The sequence below is a fragment of the Microbacterium sp. MYb64 genome (assembly GCF_002979495.1).
Lineage (GTDB): Bacteria > Actinomycetota > Actinomycetes > Actinomycetales > Microbacteriaceae > Microbacterium > Microbacterium azadirachtae_A.
Window position 1 is genome coordinate 1 of record NZ_PCOW01000002.1, and the last position, 25,938, is coordinate 25,938.

The 25,938-nt window shown below is 70.4% G+C and carries 22 protein-coding genes; 10 read left to right on the forward strand and 12 right to left on the reverse strand.

Annotation, left to right across the window (positions count from 1 at the left end):
- Nucleotides 1–7: 7 nt before the first annotated feature.
- The gene (locus CQ044_RS02170; RefSeq protein WP_146116720.1) at nt 8–1,261 is read right to left on the reverse strand and encodes a glycerophosphoryl diester phosphodiesterase membrane domain-containing protein; all 1,254 of its coding nucleotides are present in this window, start codon (nt 1,259–1,261) and stop codon (nt 8–10) included.
- A 201-nt stretch (nt 1,262–1,462) separates the two neighbouring features.
- Between CQ044_RS02170 and mtrA the strand changes: the two genes are divergently transcribed.
- The 5 genes from mtrA (at nt 1,463) to hpf (ending at nt 7,250) form a co-directional block, all read left to right on the forward strand.
- The gene (gene mtrA / locus CQ044_RS02175) at nt 1,463–2,143 is read left to right on the forward strand and encodes an MtrAB system response regulator MtrA (RefSeq protein WP_045270195.1); all 681 of its coding nucleotides are present in this window, start codon (nt 1,463–1,465) and stop codon (nt 2,141–2,143) included.
- 69 nt (nt 2,144–2,212) lie between these two features.
- Complete coding sequence (gene mtrB / locus CQ044_RS02180; protein WP_105686557.1) at nt 2,213–3,886, forward strand: MtrAB system histidine kinase MtrB; 1,674 nt, start codon at nt 2,213–2,215, stop codon at nt 3,884–3,886.
- Complete coding sequence (locus tag CQ044_RS02185) at nt 3,883–5,625, forward strand: LpqB family beta-propeller domain-containing protein (protein ID WP_105686558.1); 1,743 nt, start codon at nt 3,883–3,885, stop codon at nt 5,623–5,625. The genes mtrB and CQ044_RS02185 overlap by 4 nt, the downstream gene beginning before the upstream one ends.
- A gap of 100 nt (nt 5,626–5,725) precedes the next feature.
- Nucleotides 5,726–6,418 (forward strand): ComF family protein, encoded by a 693-nt coding sequence (locus CQ044_RS02190; RefSeq protein WP_105686560.1) that lies wholly within the window; start codon nt 5,726–5,728, stop codon nt 6,416–6,418.
- Nucleotides 6,419–6,596: 178 nt separating this feature from the next.
- On the forward strand, nt 6,597–7,250 hold the full coding sequence (hpf, locus tag CQ044_RS02195) for a ribosome hibernation-promoting factor, HPF/YfiA family (RefSeq protein WP_045270191.1): 654 nt from the start codon (nt 6,597–6,599) through the stop codon (nt 7,248–7,250).
- Between the two features lie 173 nt (nt 7,251–7,423).
- On the opposite strand, the gene CQ044_RS02200 is transcribed toward hpf, so the two are convergent.
- Nucleotides 7,424–8,770, reverse strand: a complete 1,347-nt coding sequence (locus tag CQ044_RS02200; protein ID WP_105686561.1) for a hypothetical protein — start codon at nt 8,768–8,770, stop codon at nt 7,424–7,426.
- A 59-nt stretch (nt 8,771–8,829) separates the two neighbouring features.
- Nucleotides 8,830–9,426 (reverse strand): PadR family transcriptional regulator, encoded by a 597-nt coding sequence (locus tag CQ044_RS02205; protein ID WP_105686563.1) that lies wholly within the window; start codon nt 9,424–9,426, stop codon nt 8,830–8,832.
- A gap of 221 nt (nt 9,427–9,647) precedes the next feature.
- Here CQ044_RS02205 and secA point away from each other — a divergent pair, with 221 nt between their 5' ends.
- Nucleotides 9,648–12,449: a preprotein translocase subunit SecA gene (gene secA / locus CQ044_RS02210; RefSeq protein WP_105686963.1), complete on the forward strand. Its 2,802-nt coding sequence runs from the start codon at nt 9,648–9,650 to the stop codon at nt 12,447–12,449.
- 67 nt (nt 12,450–12,516) lie between these two features.
- On the opposite strand, the gene CQ044_RS02215 is transcribed toward secA, so the two are convergent.
- The 7 genes from CQ044_RS02215 to CQ044_RS02245 all read right to left on the reverse strand — a co-directional run bounded on the left by CQ044_RS02215 (nt 12,517) and on the right by CQ044_RS02245 (nt 20,546).
- A complete protein-coding gene (locus CQ044_RS02215) occupies nt 12,517–13,005 on the reverse strand; it encodes a nucleoside deaminase (protein WP_105686564.1) in 489 nt (162 codons plus the stop codon).
- 19 nt (nt 13,006–13,024) lie between these two features.
- Nucleotides 13,025–14,515: a cytosine permease gene (locus CQ044_RS02220; protein ID WP_181158153.1), complete on the reverse strand. Its 1,491-nt coding sequence runs from the start codon at nt 14,513–14,515 to the stop codon at nt 13,025–13,027.
- Between the two features lie 131 nt (nt 14,516–14,646).
- Nucleotides 14,647–16,068, reverse strand: a complete 1,422-nt coding sequence (locus CQ044_RS02225; protein ID WP_105686568.1) for a DUF1116 domain-containing protein — start codon at nt 16,066–16,068, stop codon at nt 14,647–14,649.
- Nucleotides 16,065–17,615, reverse strand: a complete 1,551-nt coding sequence (gene fdrA, locus CQ044_RS02230; RefSeq protein ID WP_105686569.1) for an acyl-CoA synthetase FdrA — start codon at nt 17,613–17,615, stop codon at nt 16,065–16,067. The genes CQ044_RS02225 and fdrA overlap by 4 nt, the downstream gene beginning before the upstream one ends.
- 20 nt (nt 17,616–17,635) lie before the next feature.
- Nucleotides 17,636–18,244: an ankyrin repeat domain-containing protein gene (locus CQ044_RS02235; protein WP_105686571.1), complete on the reverse strand. Its 609-nt coding sequence runs from the start codon at nt 18,242–18,244 to the stop codon at nt 17,636–17,638.
- Nucleotides 18,241–19,548, reverse strand: a complete 1,308-nt coding sequence (locus tag CQ044_RS02240) for a cytosine permease (protein ID WP_105686572.1) — start codon at nt 19,546–19,548, stop codon at nt 18,241–18,243. Before CQ044_RS02240 ends, CQ044_RS02235 begins: the two co-directional genes overlap by 4 nt.
- Nucleotides 19,548–20,546, reverse strand: coding sequence for a DUF2877 domain-containing protein (locus CQ044_RS02245; protein WP_105686574.1), 999 nt, complete (start codon nt 20,544–20,546; stop codon nt 19,548–19,550). Before CQ044_RS02245 ends, CQ044_RS02240 begins: the two co-directional genes overlap by 1 nt.
- Before the next feature lie 134 nt (nt 20,547–20,680).
- On the opposite strand from CQ044_RS02245, the gene CQ044_RS02250 reads away from it, so the two are divergent.
- From CQ044_RS02250 to CQ044_RS02260, 3 genes are read left to right on the forward strand one after another with little or no spacing between them, the layout of a single operon-like run.
- Nucleotides 20,681–21,625: a carbamate kinase gene (locus tag CQ044_RS02250; protein ID WP_105686575.1), complete on the forward strand. Its 945-nt coding sequence runs from the start codon at nt 20,681–20,683 to the stop codon at nt 21,623–21,625.
- 51 nt (nt 21,626–21,676) lie between these two features.
- Nucleotides 21,677–22,345 (forward strand): GntR family transcriptional regulator, encoded by a 669-nt coding sequence (locus tag CQ044_RS02255; protein WP_105686577.1) that lies wholly within the window; start codon nt 21,677–21,679, stop codon nt 22,343–22,345.
- A gap of 49 nt (nt 22,346–22,394) precedes the next feature.
- A complete protein-coding gene (locus CQ044_RS02260) occupies nt 22,395–23,618 on the forward strand; it encodes a pyridoxal phosphate-dependent aminotransferase (RefSeq protein WP_045273934.1) in 1,224 nt (407 codons plus the stop codon).
- 17 nt (nt 23,619–23,635) lie between these two features.
- Here CQ044_RS02260 and CQ044_RS02265 read toward each other — a convergent pair whose 3' ends face one another.
- Both CQ044_RS02265 and CQ044_RS02270 read right to left on the reverse strand, forming a co-directional pair.
- Complete coding sequence (locus CQ044_RS02265; RefSeq protein WP_105686578.1) at nt 23,636–24,904, reverse strand: P-loop NTPase; 1,269 nt, start codon at nt 24,902–24,904, stop codon at nt 23,636–23,638.
- Entirely contained in the window at nt 24,901–25,518 is a 618-nt protein-coding gene (locus CQ044_RS02270; protein ID WP_105686580.1) for an SAF domain-containing protein, read from the reverse strand. Before CQ044_RS02270 ends, CQ044_RS02265 begins: the two co-directional genes overlap by 4 nt.
- Before the next feature lie 96 nt (nt 25,519–25,614).
- Here CQ044_RS02270 and CQ044_RS02275 point away from each other — a divergent pair, with 96 nt between their 5' ends.
- Entirely contained in the window at nt 25,615–25,893 is a 279-nt protein-coding gene (locus CQ044_RS02275) for a helix-turn-helix domain-containing protein (protein WP_105686582.1), read from the forward strand.
- Nucleotides 25,894–25,938 lie beyond the last annotated feature (45 nt).

Consider the following 25,938-nt stretch of genomic DNA (forward strand, 5'->3'; position numbering starts at 1 on the left):
AGGGCGATCAGCGCGACGCGGAGGGCGCGGCCGGAGCTGCGGCGGGCGGCGCCGTCGGATAGGCGGGAGGCGCGACCGGATAGCCCGGAGGCGCCGTCGGGTAACCCTGCGGTGCGGGATAGCCCGGAACGGGGCCGGTCGGCAGGGGATACGGCACCGCGGCCGGAGCCGGGCGGAAGCCGGCGCGCACGGCCCTGGCCGGATCCATCCGGAACGGATCCGTCCCGTCGTCGTAACCGGCCGCACGGCGCTCCATGGTGGCCATCAGATCCTGATCCAGGCCCTCGTACCGCATCCGGCAGTCGATGTAGACGAGCGCGCCTGCCGTGGCCTGCACCACGGAGCTGATGGACTGCAGCACGACGACGATGATCTGGGTGATCACGAGGCCGACGATCGCGCTCACGCCCAGGGCGAGCTCCGTGCTTCCCGTGGGGTTGAGCACGGGGCCGAACAGCGAGGTGATCAGACCGCCGATCATGCTGATCGCCTGCGTGCCGACGTACATGATCGCGCCGATCAGGAACACGATCCCGAAGGCGAACCAGAACCGGCCACGGGTGAGGCGCCAGGAGCGGACGATCGCCGCACGCACTCCTGCGCCCTCGAGCACCAGGAGCGACGGCACAAGCATGAGCTTGGTGCCGACCCAGATGGACAGCACCGCGAGTCCGGCCATCCCGCCGACCATGCCAAGGACCGCGAAGACCATGCCGGGGCCGTCGAAGCCCGTCGGCACGCCGATCGCGACGAAAGGCACGCCGATGATGAGCACGGCGGCGACCACGCCGGCGACGCCGTAGAGCAGCGTGTAGCCGATCAGGCGCCAGACGGCCGGCCGCACCCGACGCCAGAGGACTCCGAGCGTCGCGCTCTCGCGCAGCACCGCCGCGCGCACGTCCGCGGCGACGATGCCTTGAACGATCGCGGTGAAAGCGACGGAGAACAACCCCATGAGCAGGCCGGCGAGGCCGACGAACGCCATCGAGCCGAGGTACAGGGTGAGCCATTCGTCGCTGCCGGGCCGCACGGTGCTGAGCCGGCTCAGGGTCGCGAACGCGACCGCGCCGACGACGGCCAGCACCACGATCATCACGATCAGCTGCACGACGACCGCGAAGCCGAAGAGCACCTTGGGGTTGTGCCGCAGCGCCGCGAAGGACTTCCCCAGGATCGTGCCGAACCCGAGCGGGCGCAGCGGGATCAAGCCGGGTTTGGGCGCGGGGGTCCAGCCCTGCGCATTGACACTGTGCTGGCTCACGAGTCCTCCGGTTCGCGTGTGCGTCCATCGTGTCATACCGCCGCGGCACCCGGATCGGCGACGCGACGGCGTGCGTACGGTGCCCTTCGGCCGACTTCCGCGGGTCGTGAAGTACGCTGGACCGACGTGGGGGCGCTCACCCGCGCCCACGTCCCGCAAGAGATCCGAACATCGCGAGATCCGAAAGACGACTGCCCGCCCATGACCTCACGCATCCTCGTGGTCGATGACGACACGGCCCTGGCCGAGATGATCGGCATCGTGCTGCGCACGGAGGGCTTCGAGCCCGTCTTCTGCGCGGACGGCGCGAAGGCCGTGGACGAGTGGCGCGCACAGCGCCCCGACCTCGTCCTGCTGGACCTCATGCTGCCCGGTATGGACGGCATCGAGATCTGCACCCGCATCCGCGCCGAGTCGGGGGTTCCGGTGATCATGCTCACCGCCCGCAGCGACACCGCCGATGTGGTCCGCGGTCTCGAAGTCGGCGCCGACGACTACATGGTCAAGCCCTTCAATCCGAAGGAGCTCGTCGCCCGCATCCGCACGCGGCTGCGTCCCACGCCGCAGTCGACCAGCGAGGTGCTGCGCATCGGGGACCTGACGATCGATGTCGACGCGCACGAGGTGCGGCGCGGCAGCGCCCCGATCGCGCTCACACCGCTCGAGTTCCAGCTGCTCGTCGCACTCGCCTCCAAGCCGCAGCAGGTGTTCTCCCGCGAGATGCTGCTCGAGCAGGTCTGGGGCTACCACTACAAGGCCGACACCCGCCTCGTGAACGTGCACGTGCAGCGACTGCGCGCCAAGGTCGAGGTGGATCCGGACAACCCGCGCATCGTCACGACCGTGCGCGGCGTCGGATACCGCGCGGGGAGCGTGGTCTGACCCGCGTGCGGGTCGCGCCGACGCCTCCGCTGAGAAGAAGCGGCCCCCGCCGATGCTGAAAGTCCGCCGATGACGAACACCGTGGCGCTCGCGAATGCGGCGGTGCGCGGCATTCGCGGCGGGCGGCATCGCCTGGCGCAGCTGTGGCGGCAGTCGCTGCGGTTCCGCACCATGGTGATCGCTCTCGCCCTGACCAGCGTCGCCGTGCTGGTGACCTGCGTGGCGATGGCCCTCGCGGTGCAGAACAACCTCTGGGAGTCGCGGAAGGACCAGGCGCTCAAGGACGCGGGGCGCGCGGCGAACTCCGCGCAGTTGATGCTGTACTCGGCCGACACGCAGGGCAACCGCACCGCCCTGACCAGCCTCATGCGCGACGTCAGCTTCCAGGTGCAGTCGGTCTCGGCGTCCCCGCTGTACGGCGTGATCCCCCTCGACTCGCAGGCCGGACTGGGATTCACCCAGACCGGATTCAGTCAAGAGCTCGTCTCGGACCAGCTGACGCAGCGCGTCGAGAAGGACGCCACCAAGCAGTGGTGGCAGCCGGTCGCGCTGCACGACGCCGACGGCGCCGTGCATGCCGGGATCCTCGTCGGCCAGCAGCTCAACGTCCCCGATGCAGGGTCGTACGCGCTGTACATCGCGTACGACCTCGCCGACACCGAGCAGACCCTCGTGCTCGTGCAGTCGAGCCTGTGGATCGCCGGGATCGTGCTCGTCGCCCTGATCGGCGTGATCGCCTGGTTCTCGTTGCGCACCGTGGTGCAGCCGATCACCGAGGCCGCGGAGTCCAGCGCCCGTTTCGCCGGGGGCGACTTCGACGTGCGCCTGCCCGTGCGAGGGCAGGACGAGCTGGCGATTCTCGGACGATCCTTCAACGCCATGGCGGACAGCATCGAGGCGCAGATCAAGGAGCTCGGCGAACTGTCGCTCGTGCAGCAGCGGTTCGTCTCCGATGTCTCGCACGAGCTGCGCACACCGCTCACGACCATCCGGCTCGCCGCCGAGATGCTCAACGATCGTCGCGACGAGTTCGATCCGACGACCGCCCGCACCGCTGAGCTGCTGCAGACGCAGGTGCACCGCTTCGACACGCTGCTCGCGGACCTGCTGGAGATCAGCCGCTATGACGCCGGATCCGTGCAGCTGGAGACCGAGGCGGTGAGCCTCGCTCACCTCGCGGAGGACATGGTCGACGAGATGTGCCCCCTGGCCGAGTCGCACGACACCGAGCTGCGCTTCGTGGCTCCGGGCGGGCACACGCCGGTGGATCTCGATCCGCGCCGCGTGCGCCGCATCCTGCGCAACCTCATCGGCAACGCGATCGAGCACGGCGAGGGGCATCCCATCGTGATCACGGTGGACAGCGGCCAGAACGCCGTGGCCGTCGGTGTACGGGATCGGGGCATGGGCATGACCCCGGAGGATGCGGAGCGCGTGTTCGACCGATTCTGGCGGGCGGACCCTTCGCGCAAGCGCACGATCGGCGGCACGGGGCTCGGCCTGTCGATCGCCCTGGGAGATGCGCGACTGCACCGGGGCACCCTGATGGTGTGGTCGCAGCCGGGGGAGGGCACCAACTTCGTGCTGACGCTTCCGCGCGGATCCCGACCGCTCGATAGCGCATCGCCCGTGCCCCTGGAGCCGGTCGAGGCGATCGCCGAGATCGGCGTCACCACCGCGCCGATCGTCCAGCCGGGCGATGCACGGCCGGTGCCCCCGGCGGCCCCGCAGGAGGAGTCATGAGAATCGGACGGATACTGCGGGGTGCGGTCATCGCGCTCGCCCTCCTCGGGCTGACGGCCTGTGCGTCGCTGCCGGTCACGGGCGACGTGCGCCCCGGCCTCGCCGCCGGGCAGAGCGGCGGTGGTTCGGATCTCGCTTTCGTGCCGCAGGGGCCGTCGAACGGCATGGATCCCAAGGACATCGTCCGCGGTTTCATCGATGCGGCCTCGAGCCCCAAGGACAGCTGGAGCATCGCCCGGCAGTTCCTCACCGCCGACGAAGCACAGAAGTGGAAGCCGGACGCGGGGGTCACGATCGACACGGGATCCGCCGAGCGCCGCTTCGACGTCCCCGACGTCGCCAAGGAGGCCACCTCGACCAGCGTGCACCTCAGCCTGCAGCAGGCCGGCGCCGTGGACGAGACGGGCGCGTACTCCGGGGCCCCCGTGAACCGCGCGGCCGAGCTGATGTTCACGCTCGCCAAGAACAAGGACGGCCAGTGGCGCATCTCGGCGGCGCCGGACGGCATCGTGCTGGACGCGGACTCCTTCGCCGCCGCCGACGTGTTCGCCCCCTACGCGCTGCAGTACTTCGACCCGAGCTGGACCTACCTGGTGCCCGACGTGCGCTGGTTCCCGAAGCGGGAGAACACCGCCAGCAGGATCGTGCAGTCCCTCGTCAGCGGCAAGCCGAGTCCCTGGCTGTCCGGGGCGGTGCGCACGGCCTTCACCGGGGACATCGCGCTCGGCCGGAACGCGGTGACCTTCGACTCGCAGATCGCCGAGGTCGCGCTGAACGATGCCGCGAACAAGGCGGACCCGGTCACGCTGGCGCGCATGCGCACCCAGCTCGAGCGCAGCCTGAGCAGCCTGAGCGGCGCGGGCGTGCTGCAGGTCAAGCTCACCTCCTCCGGCCGCGATCTGAGCGCAGGAGCCGCCACGGCCGCGCCGACAGCGGTCGACCCGCGTCCGCTCGTGCTCACCGACAAGGGGTTCGGCTATCTGGCCGGCGGCGAGCTCACCCCGATCGACGGCGTCTCCGTGCCGCTGCAGAACTTCCCCGAGCAGATCACCGCGATCCGTGCGGCGAGCGGCGCGCAGCGCGTCGCGGTGCAGGGGGTGAGCGGCACGGTGTACGCGGTCGCCGACGGCCGGACCGACGAGATCGACGCGCGTCCCGGCCTCATCCCGCCCGCCCTGGATCCTTTCGGATACATCTGGACCGTTCCCCGCACCTCGCCCTCGTCGATCCTGGCCTGGTCGAATTCGGCTTCGGCTTCGGCATCGGCCTCGCGCTCGCTCGCCGGCCCCTCCGACGCGGGGCAGATCACGGCGATGGCGGTGAGCAGGGACGGTGCCAGGCTCGCCATGGCGGTGACCGCGAACGGCCAGGTCCGCATCGAGGTCGTCGCGATCGCGCGGGATGACCGCGGCGCGCCCACAGGGCTCGGCGTCGCGGATCCGAACGTGATCGCCTGGCCGGCCGCAGCGCTCGACATCGCGTGGCTGGACGACACGACCGTGGGCGTGCTCGCGACCGACGCGGCATCGCCCCTGCTGCGTCAGCAGCAGGTCGGCGGACCGGCGAGGACCGTCGACGTGCCGGAGGCGACCCAGACGATCGCACCGGGCTCGCCGACGACATCGGTGCAACTCTTCGGCAATGGCGTGCTGTGGGTGCGCAGCGGGCCCGCCCCCACGCAGGTGAGCACGAACGTCAAGGTGCTCGCCGTGCAGATCGGCGGACAGCCCGGCGGCTGAGCCGGTCCGATCGTCCTGCACAGACCATCGGGAGAGGGGACGGCGCACGGATCGCGGACTGGCCGCCCCGCCGACGTGCCTCGGCGCGCATACTCGCGGGATGCCTCCGAAGACACCGTCCTCCTCGCCCGGCGCACGGCTTCTCTCCTGGCCGACCGCGCGCCGGCTCGTCCGCGAGATCGCCGATCTCGCCTTCGCCTCGGCGTGCGCCGGGTGCGGAGCCGCGGGGACGGCTCTGTGCACCTCGTGCGAGGCGGAGCTCGAACCGCGCGTGGTGCGCCTCCGGTCCGGCGTCGTTCCGCTGCGGGCGGGCCTCGTGTTCGACGGCGTCGCGGCCTCCGTGCTGCGCGCGGTCAAGGAGGACGGGCAGACCTCGCTCATCCGGCCCCTGCGGCCGGCGCTCGCCGCCGCCGTGGACGACCTGTGCGCCGGAGCGACCGCGCCGCGCCGCCTCGACGTCGTGGTGCCGGTGCCGACCACGCGTGCGGCCTTCCGGCGGCGCGGATATCGCGTGCCGGAGATCCTCGCCCGCGGCACCGGCATCCCGCTGCTGCGAACGCTGTCCTACGTGCGCCGGGTACGCGATCAGCGCGGGCTCGGTGCGCAGGAGCGCAGGACCAACCTCGCCGGCGGCCTCCTCTCGTCCCGTGCCGGAGACGGAGCGTCGGCGCTGATCGTCGACGACGTGATCACCACAGGAGCGACCTGTGCGGAGGCCGCCAGAGCGCTCGGAGCGGCAGGCTTCACGGTCGTCGGCGCGGTGGCCGTCGCCGCCACTCTGCGCCGCGGATGAGCGTCCAGGGAGGAGCCGCCGAGACTCGGCGCGCTCGGCCCGAGGGGCCTCCTAGCGGATCCGCACGACACGCAGATGAATTGTGGATGACATGTCAGGGTGGGGCGACTACGGTGGGGACTCACAAAGGCGACCACGGTCCGCCCTTGGCCGGGCGGACCGGAACAAGGAGGTCAGGATGGAAACGAACATCGTCGGTGTCGGAGTCGGCATCAGCGATCGATTCCGAGCGGTGGTCGAAGAGAAGACCGCACGGATCGCGACTATCGCGACGAAGGCGCAGAGCCTGGACGTGAAGGTCACTCATCGTTCCTATCGCGGCGGTCATGTGGAGGATGAGACCGTCGAGCTCACTCTCATCGGCAGGGGCCCGCTGGTCCGTGCGGAGGCACGCGACGCGGACAAGTTCGTGGCGCTGGACCTCGCCGTCGACAAGCTCATCGAGCAGGTGCGGCGCGCCAAGGAGCGCCGCATCGACGGGCGGCACCATCCGCGTGGCGCGCGGTTCGAGAAGGGCACCGGCGAGCTCGCGGGCATCGACGTGCACCCCGTCTCGGCCGACACGCTTCATGCGGTGTCCACCGGTGCGATCCCGACGCTCGAGATCGAGGAGGAGTACTCCCCGGTCGTCATCCGCACCAAGAACTTCGATGCCGAGTGGATGACCGTCGAAGAGGCCGTCGATCGCATGGAGCTGGTCGGGCACGACTTCTTCCTCTTCGTGGACGCGCGCAGCGACCACCCCAGCGTCGTGTACCGCCGCAAGGGCTGGGACTACGGCGTGATCTCGCTCACCACCCAGGCGGCGCCCGCCGAGGAGCTCGTCAGCTGACGCGGTCCTGACAGACGAAAGGCTGCGCCCCGGTCCTGGAAGACCGGGGCGCAGCGCTGTGCGAGGGGCCTGATCCTCCCGGATCTGCCTCCGTAGATCCGAGTCGTCCCTGTGAGCGCACGCCATAGCGTGCGCTCACAGGGACGACTCGAAGATAGTGGGGCCGAAGACAGTCAGTCGAAGATGTCGCCGAGCAGGCCGCCGATGACGAGGCCGCCGAGCACGCCGGTCACGACGTCTCCGCCGCCGGAGCCGCGGCCGCCGCCCCAGCCGTTGCCGCCGCCACCGCCCCAGCCGTTGCCTCCGCCGCCGCCCCAGCCCTGGTCGGGGCGGGAGCGGTCGATGTCGTGCTGGGCGAGCTGGAGCGCCTCCGCGGCGAGCTGGGCGACGCGACGCGCGGTGCTGAGGGCCTGCTCGCGGGTCTCCTCGGCGGGCAGCAGCGAGGGCACGTCCACCCGCAGACGCTCGGCCTCGGCGAGACGCGTCCGGGCGTCCGCGCCGATCCAGCCGCGGTGGCCCTCGATCAGGCCGCGCGCGACGCCGAGCTGCCGGTCCGCGTCGTCGAGCGCATGCTGCACGGCGCTGACCGTGGGGAGCGGGTGCTCCGCGCGATACCGCGCCGCCGCGATCGCCGCGTCCAGCGCGGTGTTCGCCGCGCGCAGGCGCGTGAGCTCCCCGAACGGGTCGGTGCGGCTGCCGGCGGGTGCGAGGGCGCTCAGCGCCCGCTGCAGCTCGGCCGCGGCGGCCGCGACGGCAGGGGCATCGGGCGCCATCGGCAGGGCTGCCAGGTCGCCGCGCGAGTCGGCGACGACCTCGGCGAGCGTGGACTCCGCCCGCAGCGCCTCGATCTCGAAGTCGTCCACGGCGTCGAGCAGCGACGACGCCCGGCGCGTGGCCTCGGTCGCCGTCTCGAGCGCGAGCACGGCCTCCTGGTTGCGGCCGGCGTCCCGGCGACGCTCGAACACGTCGGCGCCGTGGTTCGCGAACACCACGAGCTGGGCGGCCTCCTCGGCGCTCTTGGCGACACGCTGCATGGCGGTGTCGGAGTAGCGCGTGGCCAGCCGCTCGACGGAGGCCTGCGCCTGCGGCACCCTGCCTTCCAGCGCGGCGGCGTCCGCGCGTACCTTGGCGACGACCTGCGGCGCATTGCGCACCCGGGCGACGGCATCGGCGATCGCGGCGGACTTCTCGTCGATCAGGTCCTCGGCCCACTGGCACAGCTGCACGATGCGGGCGTTGCGGGTGCGCAGCTCCTCTGCAGTGTCCGGGATCTCGTCGTGATTCAGCTGGTGCAGCTGGAACGCCTCGCCCATGTGCGAGCGCACGGCCTCCACCGCCGACTGGAAGTCGGCGGTCATCTCGTCGCCGAGCTCGGCCGTGGCGAAGGCGAGCTCATCGGAGGAGGTGCGGATCCGCTCGTCGGCGGCGACGATCGCCTGCTCGGCGCGCCGCGCGAGATCCGCGTCCTGCGCCTGCAGCTCTTCCTGTTCACGTTTGCGTCTGCCCCAGAATCCGGCCATGCGCCGATCCTATGGTCCCCGACCGTGCACGGGCTGTGGATCCCTTACGCCCTCGGCGATCAGAGCGTGACGGCGCGCGTCGGCCTTCCGCGCTTGGGATGCTCCGTGGAGAGCTCGAGCTCCAGCGCGTGCCTGGGGTGCTGCGCGAGGCGCTGCTCGGTGTGATCGAGCCAGCGCACCTCCGCCTCCGCCTGGAAGATCATGCTGTCGATCACGAGCGTCCAGGCCAGCTCCTGCGGGCTGTCCGGCTGGGGGCCGGCGTACTTCGTGCGCTGCAGTTCCTGCAGCTGCGCGAGCGAGGCCTTGCGCTGCGACTGGATGACGGCCGTCACATCGACGCCGGGCAGAGTCGCAGCGACCGCGAGCTTGATGGCGAGCTCGTCGCGCGTGCCCGTGCCGCGCTCGACAGGGGAGGAGAGCCAGCCGGAGACCTCGACGGATCCAGCCGGCGTGATCGCCCAGTACACGTGCCCCTGGTCGTCGGCGTCGCCGCGCTCGACGAGCCCATCGCGCTCCAGGCGCTCGAGCGTGTTGTAGATCTGGCCGACGTTGAGCGGCCAGGTCGAGCCGGTGCGGCGATCGAACTCGGCGCGCAGCTGGTACCCGTAGCAGGGACCCTGATTGAGGATGGCGAGGAGGCTCTGGCGAACGGACATCGGTATTTCCTTTCCCGGAATCTGTTTCCGAGTATATGCATACCCGGAAATATCCGTCGGTCTCCGCCGCGCGGTGTGTCGGCGCCTCGGGGGCGGTGGCCCGGCCTCGGATCGGATCCACCGACCCGGTGCAGGGGATCGACAGGTCACGGCCCGGTAACATGGGTCCGTATGCCGTGCGCGCGTCGCGCGCGGGTCAGACCCCTAGGGAGATGGAATCCGTGGCGAATCCTCTTGAGAAGCTGCTGCGCGCGGGTGAGGGACGGATCCTGCGCCGCCTGAACGGCGTCGTCAAGGCCGTGAACGCGCTCGAGGACGACTTCGCGAAGCTCAGCGACGAGGACCTCCGCAACGAGACCGTCGAGCTGCGCGCGCGGTTCGAGAAGGGCGAGACCCTCGAGCAGCTCATGCCGGAGGCGTTCGCCGCCGTCCGTGAGGCCGCGAAGCGCACTCTGGGCATGCGCGCCTACGACGTGCAGATCATGGGCGGTGCGGCCCTGCACGAGGGCAACATCGCCGAGATGAAGACCGGTGAGGGCAAGACCCTCGTGGCGACCTTCCCGTCGTACCTCAACGCGATCGCCGGACAGGGCGTGCACGTCATCACCGTGAACGACTTCCTCGCGACCTACCAGTCCGAGCTCATGGGCCGCGTCTACCGCGCGCTCGGCATGACCACCGGCGTGATCGTCTCCGGGCAGACGCCCGAGGTGCGCCGCGAGCAGTACAACGCCGACATCACCTATGGCACGAACAACGAGTTCGGATTCGACTACCTGCGCGACAACATGGCGTGGCGCAAGGAGGATCTCGTCCAGCGCGGGCACTTCTTCGCGATCGTCGACGAGGTCGACTCGATCCTGATCGACGAGGCGCGGACGCCGCTGATCATCTCCGGCCCGTCGTCGGGCGAGGCGAACCGCTGGTTCGCCGAATTCGCGAAGATCGCTCGCACGCTGGAGGTGGGCGAGGACTACGAGGTCGACGAGAAGAAGCGCACCGTCGGCGTGCTCGAGCCCGGCATCGAGAAGGTCGAGGACTACCTCGGCATCGACAACCTGTACGAGTCGGCGAACACGCCGCTCATCTCGTTCCTGAACAACTCGATCAAGGCGCTCGCGCTGTTCAAGCGCGACACCGACTACGTCGTGATGAACGACGAGGTCATGATCGTCGACGAGCACACCGGACGAATCCTCGTCGGGCGCCGCTACAACGAGGGCATCCACCAGGCGATCGAGGCCAAGGAGGCCGTGCCGGTCAAGGCCGAGAACCAGACCCTCGCCACCGTCACGCTGCAGAACTACTTCCGCCTCTACGACAAGCTCGCGGGCATGACCGGAACCGCCGACACCGAGGCCGCCGAGTTCATGTCCACGTACAAGCTCGGCGTCGTGCCGATCCCGACCAACAGGCCGATGATCCGCCAGGACAAGGCCGACCTCGTCTACAAGAACGAGACGGCGAAGTTCGCGCAGGTGGTCGAGGACATCGCGGTGCGCCACGAGAACGGGCAGCCGGTGCTGGTCGGCACCGTGAGCGTCGAGAAGAGCGAGTACCTCTCCCGGCTGCTGAGCAAGAAGGGCATCAAGCACGAGGTCCTGAACGCCAAGAACCACGCCCGCGAGGCCGAGATCGTCGCCCGCGCGGGACGCCTGGGCGCCGTCACCGTGGCGACCAACATGGCCGGCCGCGGCACGGACATCATGCTCGGCGGCAACGCCGAGTTCCTCGCGGTGCAGGATCTCAAGGCCAAGGGACTGGATCCGGTGGAGACGCCGGACGAGTACGAGGCCGCGTGGGACGAGACCTACGAGGCGATGAAGGAGAAGGTCGCGACCGAGGGCTCCAAGGTCGTCGAGGCCGGCGGCCTGTACGTGCTCGGCACCGAGCGCCATGAGTCGCGCCGCATCGACAACCAGCTGCGCGGACGCTCCGGCCGTCAGGGCGACCCCGGCGAGAGCCGGTTCTACCTGAGCCTCACGGACGACCTCATGCGGCTCTTCCAGCAGGGCGCCGCCGAGGCGATCCTCGCGCGCACGAACTTCCCCGAGGACATGCCGATCGAGTCGGGCCTCGTGACCCGCGCCATCCGCAGCGCGCAGAGCCAGGTCGAGGCGCGCAACGCCGAGATGCGCAAGAACGTCCTCAAGTACGACGACGTCCTCAACCGTCAGCGCGAGGCCATCTACACCGACCGCCGTCACATTCTGGAGGGCGACGACATCGCCGACCGGGTGAAGCACTTCGTGGAGGATGCGATCGGCGCGGTCGTCGACGACCACACCGCCGAGGGGCACACCGAGAGCTGGGACTTCGACAGCCTGTGGACGGAGCTGAAGACGCTCTACCCCGTCGACGTCACGATCGACGAGGTGGTCGCCGAGGCCGGCGGACGCAAGGGCGGGATCACCGCCGAGGGCCTCAAGCGCGAGCTCGTCTCGGACGCGATGGTCGCCTACGAGACGCGCGAGACGTCGCTCGGAGACGCCGCGACCCGCGAGCTGGAGCGCCGCGTGGTGCTGCAGGTGCTGGACCGTCGCTGGCGCGACCACCTGTACGAGATGGACTACCTCAAGGACGGCATCGGCCTGCGCGCGATGGCGCAGCGCGACCCGCTGGTCGAGTACCAGCGCGAGGGCTACTCCATGTTCCAGGCCATGATGGGCCAGATCAAGGAGGAGTCGGTCGGCTACCTCTACAACCTCGAGGTCGAGGTGCGTCAGGCCGGCGACGAGGGCATCACCGAGGTCGAGGCCAAGGGTCTCGCCGAGTCGGCGGGCGACCAGCGACTCGAGTACTCCGCGCCCAACGACGCGGGCGACGTCGAGGTCCGCAACGACCGTGGTCAGGTGCAGCAGGCGGCGACCGATCGCCTCCGCCAGGCGGCCGCGCGTGCGCAGTCCGAGAGCGAGGAGCCGGCGGAGCCGGCCGCGCGCGGCGCCTTCGGGCAGCGCGTCGAGGGCGACCAGGCCGCTCCGGCGAACCGCGCGGAGCGTCGCGCCCAGGGCAAGAAGAAGTAGCTCCCGCTTCCAGGGACACGAAGGAGGCCGGCACCCGTCCAGGGTGCCGGCCTCCTTCATCGGCCGGTCAGGCGTTCCGGCGCTGGAATTCCGTCCAGATCCCGGCGCAGTCCTCGCGGCCGCGCTCGAGGTGGATCATGTCGAGCGCCGAGGTGTCGCTGCCGTCGAGGAAGCGGCGCAGGCGCAGATCGCTGAATCCGTTGTCGGCCGCGTCGACGTGGGTCGACGCGTAGAAGCAGGTGGTGATCCCCGCCCACATCATCACGGCGACGCACATCGGGCAGGGCTCGCACGTCGCGTACATCACGTGGCCCGACAGATCCAGGGTGTCCAGCTGCGTGCACGCCTCGCGCACGGCGACCATCTCGGCGTGGCCGGAGATATCCGTCTCGCGGAGGACGGTGTTGCCGACCGCGACGACGATCCGTCCGGCGGGATCGACGAGCGTGGCGCCGAACGGTCCGCCGTCTCCGGCGCGCAGGCCTTCGAGGGTCGCCTCGACGGCGGGCGCGAAGTAGCGGTCCAGCACGTCGGCCGGGGGAGTGGTGGGGGTCATGACGTCTCCTTCGTCCGGGTCAGGCGCGCCGGCGGGCGGCCAGGGTGAGCAGGGCGTATCCGACGAACCCGATGAACAGACCGGCGAAGAACGCGAGGTTCTTGATCTGCACCAGGACCTCGACGTCCTTCAGCACGGTGCCCGCCATCGTGATGACGAAGCTCACGATCAGCAGGCCCACCGCGCGCCAGTTGTACGCGGGCAGGGATCCCTTCTGTCCGCCCTTGTAGTCCGCGTAGATGCCGTCCAGATCGAGCGTCTTCCTGCCCTCGATGAAGTACGAGGCGAGCATGATGCCCGCGATCGGCCCGAACATCGATCCGATGAACGAGTAGAAGAGGAAGAGTACGTCGGTGTTCTCCAGGAAGACCCACGGCAGCATCAGCGTGCCGAGGACCGCCGAGAGCACCGCCGCCCGCCTGACCGTGAAGACCTTCGGCAGCTGCGCGGTCAGCTGCAGGCCCGCGGGCAGCATGTTGCCGAACACGCAGAACGCGATCGCCCCGACGTTCATGGCGAGGATGAGCAGCACGACGACGAACGGGTTGCCGATCGAGTTGATCGCCTGCACGAAGACGCCGGGGCTGCTGATGTCGAACTCTCCGCGGGTCGCGACCTGCAGGGACGCCATGAACGACACCGTCACCAGGGCGAACAGGATGTAGGAGCCGATCACGCCGATCGGGAAGCCGATCGCCGGCGCCTTCATCGACGTGGCGTTGCGGGTGTAGTCGCCCGTGTTCACGATCGGGCCCGCCCAGTTCGAGACCAGAGCGGAGACGCAGCTGATGAAGATCAGCGGAGTCACCGCGGTGTGCGCTGCCTGGAAGGCGAACACCTCGCCGAAGCCGCCCGCGTTGACGACGGCGAGGACGACGGCGATGACGACGAGGACGAACACCGCGGGGTTGGCCCAGGTGCTGAACCGCCCGAGGAACTTCTGGCCGCCGAGGAACAGTGCGACCGTGATCACCCAGGTCACCAGATAGGAGATGGCGGTGGGGATCGGCAGCCCGAAGATGTCCCCTCCGCCTCCGATGTCCATGAATCCGGGGAAGATCGTGGTGAACACGACGTCGAACGCCTTCGCCGACGACACCGTGGTGAGGCCGAAGAACACGACGCCCGCGATGATGCCGCGGATCCAGGTGGGCAGGAGCGCGCCCTTGTGGCCGAACGCCTCGCGCAGCTGCATCGCGAACGGCACGCCGTACTTCGCCGCCGCCTGCCCGTTCAGGACGTACCCGAGGGAGACGATCACCGCCGACGTCATGATCGCCGCGACGACCTGCCAGGCGGACAGGCCCAGCGCGAAGAAGCCGACCACCGTGAAGTAGGACAGGATGTTGTGGATCGGCCCCATCCACACGGTGAGGAACTGCGTGGTCCTCCAAGTGCGCTCCTGAGGGCGGATCGGCAGCACGTCGTCGGCGTAACCGCGCCGCGCGTACTCCGCGACGCGCTCGGCGCCGGGATCCACCAGGGCAGGATCGATGGGGGTGGCGGACATCGTCATCCATATCTGTCGGCACGATGCGCTCGCACGTGCGGTGTGGAGGCTGCGGGCACCGGCGAGGACGACGCGGGGCCCGGATGGTGGCCGGCGCGGGCGATCGGGCGCCCGCGCCGGCTGTCAGGGGGTCAGGCGACGCGGGCCGCGAGCGCGATGAGCGCCTGCTGGAAGGCCTCGACGGGCGGGTGGGTGATGCCGGCGCCGATCATGCCGATGCCCGGATCCTTGTGGGCGATCGCAGTGTTGATGATCGGGAGGATCCCGGTCTCCATGACCTTGCGCACGTCGATGCCGGTGGGCACGCCCATGAAGTCGAGCGCCGGGATGGTCACGTTCGGGTTGTTCCCGGTCGTGATGGCGTTCATGGTGCGCGAGTAGCCCATGGCCTCGTCGACGGTGCCGCCGACGAGTGCGACGATCGCGGGCGCCGCGGCCATGGCGAAACCGCCGATGCCGAAGGTCTCCGTGATCGCGGAGTCGCCCATGTCGAGGCCCGAGTCGGCCGGGGTGTAGCCGGCGAACATCGGGCCGACGACCTGCTGCGCGGGTCCGGTGAACCACTGGCCACCGGTGCCGGAGACGCGGATGCCGAAGTCGACGCCGTTGCGGGCCATCGTGGTCACGACCGTGGAGTTCTCGATGCCGTTCGCGGCATCGAGCGACGCCTTCGCCGTGACCATCCAGGTGGGGCCGGAGAAGTAGTCCGACGAGGCGACGAAGTCGAAGACCTCGCGCTTCTCCTTCGTCGTGAAGTCGGTCTCCAGGATGTAGGGCGCGAGCGCCTGGATCAGCAGGGTCGTGCCGGCCACATTGCGGTTGTGCGCCTCGTCGCCCATGTGCAGCGCCTGCGAGAGCATGAGCCGCAGATCGATGCCGTCGGTGTTGAGCTTCATGGCGCCGGAGAGCACGGGGCCGAACACATCGCGCATCCAGTTCAGTCGGTCGATGACCGACTGGTCGTTGGCGCCGAAGCGCAGGATCTTCGACAGCTGCTCGGACAGGTTCGTGAACGCGAGGTTGCCGTGCGTGCGGTTGCGCACCTGGTGCACCCACATGCTGGCACTCGTGACCCCCGCCATGGAGCCGACCGACTGGTGCTCGTGGCAGGGCGAGAAGGTGATCTCGCCGGAGGCGGCCAGCTCGAAGGCCTCGTCGAGGTCCTTCGCGAGTCCCTCGAAGACGAGCGCGCCCGTGACGGCGCCCTTCATCGGGCCGGACATGCGGGCGAAGGCGATCGGCGGGCCGGCGTGCAGGATCGTCTTCGCGGTCATCCCGGGGACGACGTCGATCGCCTGGCCGAAGCCCTCCAGGAACGGCTGTGCGGCGAGGATGCGGCTCAGCGCCTCCAGGTTGGCGGCGTCGATCCTGGCGGCGATGGCCGGGTCCTCGAGCGTGCTGAGCGCGGCGATGACCTCGGGGTCGCCGCCGCCGGGCGGGGTCCAGTCCATGAGAACAGGGCTCACGCCCTGCGCCGCGAGGTCCTCGGCGAACATGTCGAGGCCGAGGTTGACCGGCTTCAGCGCGGAGCCGAACAGTTCGTTGACACTCATCGGTTGTCACCCTTCGCGACGAATTCGCGGGCCAGCAGCCCGAGGTTGGTGGAGGAGGAGGCGATGGTCACGCCCGCGGCCTCGAGCTTCGCGATCTGGTCGGCGATCGCCGGGGTGTCGAGGTCGGTGCCGAGCACGTAGCCGAGGATCTCCAGGTGCTGCCCGCGCGCCGCGGCCTTGGCCTTGGCCTCCTGGATCGCCGGGATCGTGACCCCCACCGGATCCTCGTGCGAGCCGAAGCCGAGGATGAAGTCCATCGCGATCACGCCCACGGTGGGATCGTCGGCCTCCTGGACCAGCCGCTGCAGGCGCAGGCTCGGATCGATCATCGGGTGCGGACGGCCGTTGGTGAAGTCGTCGTCGCCCATGTCGAGGAAGGTGTGCGCGCGGGAGGCGTCCCTCGCGCCGATGACGCGCGCCGGGTCCTTCTGGATGTTGGAGTACACGTCGTCGGAGGTCGCGAGCGCCGCGAACATCGCCTCGTCGCACAGCGTGCCGCCGCAGAACAGCCCGCGCACGTAGGCCTGCTCGGGGGCGAGCTTCGCGCGCACCTCCGCGATCAGCGGGAGGTTCAGCGGATGCGTGTCGAGCGCGGACTCGTCGATCCCGGTCGCGACCACCGCCGCGATCGCGGTCGGCTTGGTGCCGGAGACGATCGTCACGTTGTCGTAGCCGCTCTCGGTGCGGGCCGACCCGAGGAAGGTGACGACGACAGGCTTCGACGCGGCGCCGGCGGCGGCGAGCACCTTGTCGGCGACCTCCTCCGCCGGGGGCTTGGAGACGACGACGATCACCGCGGTCTCCGGATCCGCGTCGAGCGCGGCGATGCCGTCGATCATCGAGATGCCGCCGATCTCCGTGCTGAGGTCGCGACCGCCCGTGCCGATCAGCTGCGAGACGCCGCCGCCGAAGTCGTGGATCCGCACGCTCAGCTCCTGGCTGCCGGTGCCGGAGGCGCCGACGATGCCGATCGAGCCGCGGCGGACGGCGTTCGCGAAGGCGAGGCCGGTGCCGTTGATGATCGCGGTGCCGCAGTCCGGGCCCATCACGAGCAGGCCCTTGTCGTGCGCGAGCGTCTTGAGGGCCAGCTCGTCCTCCACGGACACGTTGTCGGAGAAGATCATGACGTGCTTGCCGGCGTTCAGCGCCTTGCGCGCCTCGCGGGCCGCGAAAGCGCCGTTCACCGAGATGAGCACGAGGTTGCTGTCAGGGACCTCCGCGAACGCGCCGTCCAGAGTGCGGTAGCGCACCTCGGCGGCGCCGGCGGTGCCCTTGTCCTTGCGGGCGAGGATGTCGTCGACCGCCTCGATCGCCTCGGTGATGGTGTCGTCCGAGGCGTCGATCACGATCATCAGATCGCTCGGCCTGGCCTCGTCGATCGCGGCGTCCTGCACGCCGACGTTGAGGAGGACCTCCTTGTTCATCGGCGTCGCCATGCCGAGCAGGGCCTGGCTGACGCCGTCGACCGCATTCGCCCTGGTGCTCATCGACATGAGCGAGACGGAGTCGAGGTACGTGTTCTTCCTGATCTCGATGTGCCGGGTCATCGTGTTCCTTTCGGGGGGTCTCAGGCCTGGTGGCGCTCGAGGATGGCGACGATCTCGTCGTATCCGCGCTCGCGGGCCAGGTCGGCGGGGGACGTTCCCCACGGGTCGGGCATGCCTGGTTTGGCGCCGTGCGCGAGGAGGAGTTCGACGATCTGCTGGCGCACCGGGCCGCCGTCGCCGAGGATGATCGTCTCGATCAGCGCGGTCCAGCCCAGGTTGTTGGTGAGGTTGACGTTGATGCGCGTGCTCTCCAGGAGGTACCGGACGACCTCGAGGTGTCCCTTCTCCGCCGAGGGGGTGAGTCCGTTTCCGCCCATGCGCGTGAGCCGCTTGAGGTCGGCTCCGGCCTCGGCCATGGTCCGTACGAGCGCGAGGTCGTCGGTGATGCAGCCGAACAGGAACGGGTTCGAGCAGGTCTGATCCTGGGCGTCGATGTCGACGCCCTCGGCGATGAGGGCGCGCACCACGTCGAGGTGGCCGCCGCGCGCGGCGTGCAGGATGGCGGTGGCCTCTTCACGGTCCACGGCGTTGCGGTCGGCGCCGCCGGCGAGGGCGGTGCGGACGGCGTCCAGGTCGCCGGCCGCAGCGGCGGCGAGGTAGCGATCGTCGGCGCTGGTCGAAGCGGTCATCGGATGGTCTCCTTCTTGAGGGCGGTCTGCGGGCGGGCGAGTCGCTCGAGGGCGAGATAGGCGATGCAGCCCACGACGAGGCCGACGACGGCATCGCTCAGGACGGGGGCGAAGAAGTGCGAGAGCAGGGCCGCCCCGGCGCCGATGGCCCAGGCCACCAGCGCGGTGAGCCGGAAACGCTGCGGCGGCCGGTCGGCGTTGCGCTTCGCGAGGATGATCTGATCGGCGATGAGCACGGCGCCGAGCGGTGGCACCAGGACACCGAGCAGCGCGAGCCAGTTCACGAAGTAGTGCCAGGCGCCGAGCACGGCCACCAGCGTTCCGATCACGCCCAGGATCAGGGTCAGCACGCGCATCTTCGAACGGGTCAGGTGCGACCAGCCCAGGGCGCCGTTGTAGAGGCAGTGCGTGCACACGGATCCGAGGTTGATCACGACGAACAGCAGCAGGAACACGTCCAGCAGCGGATTACGGGTGCCGGTCAGGATCGGCGCGAAGTTGCCGCCGTTCACGGCCGGGGACGCGATCGCGCCCGCGGCGACGAAGAGCGCTCCGCTGAGCTGGGCGACCAGGCTCGCGAACGGGAACGCGGTGACCGTGGCGATCACGGCCTGCTTCCCGTTGCGCGCCCAGCGGGTGAAGTCCGCGGTCATGGTGCCGGAGTCGGCGAAGGTCGCCATGATCGCGGTCACCGCGACGCCGAACGACATCGCGCCGCCGCCGACGCCGGTGTAGCCGAAGACGGCGGAGAAGTCGTGGTTCTGCGCCGCGATGCCGATCGCGATGAGGACCGCGGCGATGAACAGCGGGGCCGCGATCGCGCCCAGTACGGACAGGGCGCGGATGCCGAGGTACGTGACGGCGATGAACACGAGGCCCGCGAGTGCGGCGACGAGCGTCTCGTTCCAGCCGAAGGCCGTGCTGAGACTGTCGCCTGTCGCGCCCGTGTTGAACGCGAACCATCCGACGACCACGGTCGAGAGGAATCCTGACGCGATCGCGTAGCCCGCCGTGCCGAAGGTCTCGGTCGCCTGCAGCGAGAAGCTCTTGCCGGTGCGGCCCGCGCGCCAGCTGAGCAGGCTCACGTAGACGAACATGATCGCGTTCGCGGTGAGGATCGCGCCGACGCCGGGCCAGAAGCCCAGCATCGCGACCACGAGTCCACCGGGCACGGCGTTGGTGAGGATCATCGGGAAGCCGAACCACACCGCCGAGACGGTGAAGAGCGACTTCCGATGGCTGAGCGGCACGGGTTCGTGCTCGAACTCACCCGTGCTGGTCTCCGTGGGGACGGTCTTGGTCATCACGCTTGCTCCTTCGGAACGATCCCGGACGACGAGGTCGCGGGGACGGGTGCGGAGGCGGAGCGCAGCGCCGCCTCGGTGCGCAGGGCGAGCCGGACGCCCGAGAGCATGTCCGTGCCGGAGGTATGACCGATCCCCGCGACGTGCAGCGCCGCGTCGCGGATGCGCTCGTCGTCGCCGTCGCGGACGGCCTGGATCAGCTCGTGCAGGCCCTGCTGGGCGCGGGCCCCGAGCGCGTGACGGACGGTCGCGACGCTCAGCAGGGTCGTGCGCTCCTCCTCGTCGTCGAGCGCGGCGGCGAGCGATGCGAGCGCTCCATGGAGCCTGGTCCCGCGCTGCGCGCTCACGAAGGCGAGCCCGGTCAGCACGTCGTCGCCGGACGGCGTCAGCCCCTCTCCGAGTCCGAGCAGTCCTGTCGCCGCCGCGGTGATCGCGGAGGGATCCCGCCGCCGCAGCGCCTCTTCGAGAGCCGCCACGCGTTCGGTGAGCAGTGCGGCGGCGGCGCTGCCGAATGCGGACTGCTGCGCCGGCGCGGGGGTCGCCGCGATCGTCGCCTCCGCGCGCAGCAGCTGCCCGCCCGAGAGCGCGCACAGGCAGATCTCGGCCGGCGCCCACGCGGTGGCCGAGGAGGTGAGCACGGCGATCGGCCCGTGGACCGTCTCGATGCGGAAGCCGTCCGGTCCGATCGACGCGGGATCGCCCTGACGCACCTGCAGCGCCGTCCAGTCCTCGACCGGGACGCGAACCGTGGCCGGCGCGTCGTCGAGCTCGGCCGAGACCAGTGCGACGAGCTCATCGCCGACACGGAGGTTCACGGCGCGGCGATGCACCGAGTGCACCCGCACGTCGGCATCGACGGGCATCGACGGGGTGACGCCGGGGCGAGTGCGGGCCAGCACTGAAGGGGGCTGCGCATCGGCGGCGCGTACGAGCGTGTCCTCGAGCGAGGGGTCCCAGGTGATCGCGCGCACGGCGATCGGGGTGGCGATGGGGGGCATCGTGTTCTCTCCTGGGCCTTCCCCGACGGGGAAGGGTGATCAAGTGGTCTCTTGAATGTATACCATTGTCTTAAATGGAGTACCATTTCTGATCGAACGGGTCGCCTTCGCGGCCACAGCGAAGGAGAGACCAGATGCGTGTCGTAGTGGCACTCGGGGGCAACGCCCTCGCCCGCCGAGGCGAGCCGATGACGGCCGAATACCTGCGGGCCAACGTCAAGGCCGCGTGCGAGGCGCTCGCCTCGTTCGCCCGCGACAACGAAGTCGTCATCACGCACGGCAACGGTCCCCAGGTCGGCCTGCTCGCGCTCCAGAACCTCGCCTACCAGGACGTCGCGGCGTATCCGCTCGACATCCTCGGAGCCGAGACGCAGGGGATGATCGGCTACGTCGTGCAGCAGGAGCTCTCCAACGCGCTGGGCGGCGAGCGCGAGGTCGCGGGCATCATCACCACGACCGTGGTCGACGAGGCGGATCCCGCCTTCGTGCGCCCCACCAAGCTCATCGGACCGCAGTACTCCGCGCACGACGCCGCAGAGGCCGCCGCCGAGTACCGCTGGACCATCGCGAAGGACGGCAACGCGTTCCGTCGCGTCGTGCCCTCGCCGATGCCGCTCTCGATCGTGCAGGCGCCGCTCATCCGCCGCCTCCTCGAGGCCGGCAGCCTCGCCGTATGCGTGGGCGGCGGGGGAGTCCCGGTGCGCGTGGACTCGAAGGGCCGCCACATCGGCGTGCAGGCCGTGGTGGACAAGGATCTCGCCAGCGCCGCGCTCGCCGCCGACATCCAGGCCGACACGCTCATCATGCTCACCGACGGCGACTACGTGAGCGAGAACTGGGGCACCTCGGAGCAGCGCGACATCCACACGGCCTCGGTCGACGCCGTCGCCGCGATGTCGTTCGCCGAGGGATCCATGCAGCCGAAGATCGACGCCGCGATCCGCGTCGCCCGCGCCGGAGGCCGTACCCTCATCGGTCCGCTCGACCGGCTCGACGACCTGCTCGCGCGCAAGATCGGCACCGAGATCGTGCCGACGCTCAAGGAGGGCATCCGCTGGGTCGAGACCGCGAAGGCCTGACCCGCGTGCCGTCGTCGCAGGAGGCGGACCGGGCGATGGAAGAATGGGGCCGTGACCAGCACGGATGAACGTCAGCCCGAGTCCACGCGGATCGCGTCGTGGTTGCGCGACGCGATCCTCGACGGCGTGCGCGCCCCCGGCGGCCGCCTGATCGAGCGCGACCTCGCGGCCGAGTTCGGCGTGAGCCGGGTGCCGGTGCGGGACGCGCTCAAGGTGCTCGTCGCGGAGGGCCTCGTCGAGCTGCGTCCGCACACCTGGGCCGTGGTGCGCGAGTTCACCGACGCCGACCTCGCCGACCTCGACGAGGTGCGCGCGGTGCTCGAGCCCCTGGCGTTCCGGCTCGCTGCGGAGCGCCATCGGCGCGACGGCCTCGCCCGGCTGCAGCGGTCGCTCGAGCTGGAGGAGACCGGTGCGCGGTCGGGGGACGGGATCGGGTCCCGCCGCGCCGCGGCCGACTTCCACGAGATCGTGACGGACCTCGCCGAGAACCGGCTGCTGAGCGACATGATGAAGGGCATCCGCAGCAGACTGCGCTGGGCGCTCTCGCAGCACGACGACCTCCAGCACATCAGCGGGGAGCACGTCGAGCTGTTCGAGGCGATCAAGGCGCGCGACGCGGAGCGCGCGGCGGAGCTCGCCGCCGCGCATGTGGAGAGCAGCCGTCGGGAGCGCATCGCGCACGTCGAGGCGGTCCGTGCGGGCACGGCCGGCGTCGAGTAGCGAGACTCGCGTGCACGGGGACCCCTCGCGCGGGCGGTAACCTTGGCCGATGACACCGAGAACCTTCGACCAGTCGTCCAAGCTGAAGAACGTCCTGTACGAGATCCGCGGCAACGCGCTCGTCGAGGCGGCTCGGCTGGAGGCGGCAGGCCACTCGGTGCTCAAGCTGAACACGGGCAACCCCGCGGTCTTCGGATTCGAGGCGCCGCAGCAGATCGTGCGCGACATGCTCGCGACGCTGCCCACCGCGCACGGCTACAGCGAGAGCAAGGGCATCATCTCCGCGCGCCGCGCCGTGGTCAGCCGCTATGAGCAGGTCGACGGCTTCCCGCTCGTCGACCCGGAGGACGTCTACCTCGGCAACGGCGTCTCCGAGCTCATCACGATGACCATGCAGGCGCTGCTGGACGAGGGCGACGAGGTGCTCATCCCCGCGCCGGACTATCCGCTGTGGACCGCGATGACCAGCCTCGCCGGCGGCACCCCTGTGCACTATCTGTGCGACGAGGAGAACGGCTGGAACCCGGATCTGGAGGATCTGCGGTCCAAGGTGACGCCTCGTACCAAGGCCATCGTCATCATCAACCCGAACAACCCGACCGGCGCGGTGTACTCGCGCGAGGTGCTGCAGGGCATCGTGCAGGTCGCGAGGGAGAACGACCTGCTGCTGCTGTCGGACGAGATCTACGACCGGATCCTCTTCGACGACGCGCACCACATCCCCACCGCGACCCTCGCGCCCGACCTGCTCTGCCTGACCTTCAACGGCCTCTCCAAGACCTACCGCGTGGCCGGATACCGGTCGGGCTGGCTCGTCATCACGGGTCCGCAGCAGCACGCGAAGGGCTTCATCGAGGGGATCACCCTGCTCGCGTCCACGCGACTGTGCCCGAACGTGCCGGCGCAGCACGCGGTGCAGGCGGCGCTCGGCGGGGTGCAGTCGATCGAGTCGCTGATCGCTCCGAGCGGGCGCCTGCACCTGCAGCGCGACGCCGCCTGGGAGGGGCTCTCCGCGATCCCCGGCGTCAGCTGCGTGAAGCCCACGGGAGCCCTCTACGCGTTCCCGAAGCTGGATCCGAACGTGCACGAGATCCACGACGACGCGAAGCTCATCTACGACCTGCTGGTCGCGGAGCGCATCCTGCTCGTGCAGGGCACGGGCTTCAACTGGGCGACGCCGGACCACCTGCGCGTGGTGACGCTGCCCGAGCCGCGCGTGATCACCGAGGCGATCGAGCGCCTCGGCAACTTCCTGGCGAGCTACAAGCAGTAACCCGTCGCCGGCGCGGGTCAGACCGCCGCCGCAGCCCCGAGACGCCGCTCGCGCCGCGTCCCGGGGCTGTGCGCGTCGCGCAGCAGCGTCGTGGCGAGGGCGCGCGCCGCGGTCGCGAACGCCGAGCGGCCCGCCACGTCGGGTACGGGTCTGGCGTGCAGGGCTGCGGCGTCCAGCGCGCGCCGATCGTACGGCAGGAAATGCACCTCGCGGATGCCGGAGAACCGGTCCAGGGCGCGCCGGACCTGACCGCGCGCGTCGACGCCGAGGGGGCCTGGACGCACCTTGTTCACGGCGACCGTGACGGGGACATCGCCGACCTCGGCGCGCAGCTCCGCATAGCCGCGCACGAATCGGGCGATCCCGAGCGGGTCGGCCGCGGCCACCGCCACGATGCGGTCGGCGCTGTGCAGGGCACTGAGCGTCGCGGCGTTCCGCCGGGGGCCGCCCAGATCGCTGCTGATCTCCTCGTCGGCCTCGAGCGAGGCCGCGACATCGACCAGGGTGATCGCGCTCCAGCGCCGGCACGCGTCGAGCGCGGCGCGCAGACGCGCGGCCGACAGCTCCGGCCAGCGCGAGGGGCGATTGATGCCCACCAGCACGTCGATGGTGCCGCCGGAGGACTCCGCGGGGCGGGAGAGCCGGCTGAGTTCGGCCCCGTCGAGCAGTCCCAGCTCCGCGCGGCGACATGCGGCGGCGATGCCTGGCCCGTCGTCGGTGAGGCCCAGCAGGAGGGCGAGGGCGGGGGCATGCGTGTCGGCATCGACGAGGGCGACCCCGCGATCCGGGGCGGCGAGGAGCGCCGCGAGCTGCACGGCGACCGTGCTGCGTCCCGGCGCCCCGTGGGGGCCCCACACTGCGATCAGCCGGTTCGGCGAGGAGGCGGCGCCGTCGCCAGCACCGGCTCCGGCGATGCTCGTCGCGCCGCAGTCCGCGTCCGTGCCCCGGTCGTGGAGCGCGTCTGCGACATCCCATCCGCTCGCGGAGGCGGGCAACGGTGCACCCAGTCCGTGCCGGTGCGCGAGCCGGGCGGCGGCTGGACCGTCGCCCAGAGTCAGGATCCGCACGCCTGCGCGGTCGCAGGCCCCGCGCAGCGCCGGGCTCAGCCACGCCCGCTCCGCCGGGATCAGCAGCGCCTCGGCACCGCGGAGCTCCTCGGCGTGCGCGACCAGGCGGGCAGCCTGGTGTGGCGGCATCCGCGCGATCACCGCGACGCCGGCGAGCTCCAGCTCTTCAGCGAGCCGCTCGGCGCGTTCCGGGGGCAGGGCCAGGACGACCCCGGTCACGAACGGGCTCCGACCGGTACCACGGACAGGGAGGATCCGGCGGTCAGCGCTCCGAGCACCTCGCCGACCTTCGCCCGGCTCACGACGAGTTCGAGTGTCGTGGACTTCGCCGACAGCGGACCGTCCTCGCGGTCGACCGAGGCGACTGTCGCATCGGGCAGCAGCACGCGCGGCGCGTCGAAGCCCTTGCCCTCGGCGCGCGGATCGGCCGCCCACAGCTCGACCACGGAGCCCCTGCCGATCGAACCGGGGACCGGCACTGCGCTGCGCACCACGACCGAGGTGGTGCGTCCTTCGTCGGCGGCGGCGGCAGCCGTCGACGGCACGAGCTCGCCCTCGGCGATCGTGCGGGTCGCGATCAGGCCCGGCTCGAGCGTGGCAGGCGTGAGATAGCCGGATCCGACGGCTCCGAGCATGACGTCGACCACGCGCACATCGGCGGAGGTGAGCGGATCGCCGGGGACGATCGTGCGCACCGCCTGCAGCGCGGGACGGGTCTGCTTCGCCGCGCCCACGATCAGCCAGACCCCTGCGACCGACAGGACGATCAGGGCGAGGCCGATGAAGAAGCGCAGATCGGTCCAGGGCCGTCGAGCGGCGCGTGCGGTGGTCATGCGCCCATGGTCACAGAATCCGGATGCGGGCGAGGAAGTTATCCACAGCGTCGGGGCCTCTGGCTCGCCCGCACCGACGCGGAGCACAATGGAGGCATGCCCGACGCATCCACGCCTGCCGTGCGCTATCTCGCCCTGGCTCAGGTGGCGGAGCTTCTCGGAGTGGGGGTCGACGAGATCGTCGAGCTCATCATGCACAGCCGGCTGCGCGGAGCGAGACTCGGCGCTCCCGCCGTGTGGCGGGTCGAGGAGGCCTCGATCGCCGAGTACCTCGCGGAGCAGGCGGAGGACGCGCGGCGCAGGGCGCTGTGGCGACAGGCCAACGCGGCGAGCTTCCCCGAGCTGTGGGGCCCGCCCGTCCGCCTCGGCGAGTGAGCCCGCCGCCGTCCCGTGCTTACTTTCGGGTCGTCCCTGTGAGCG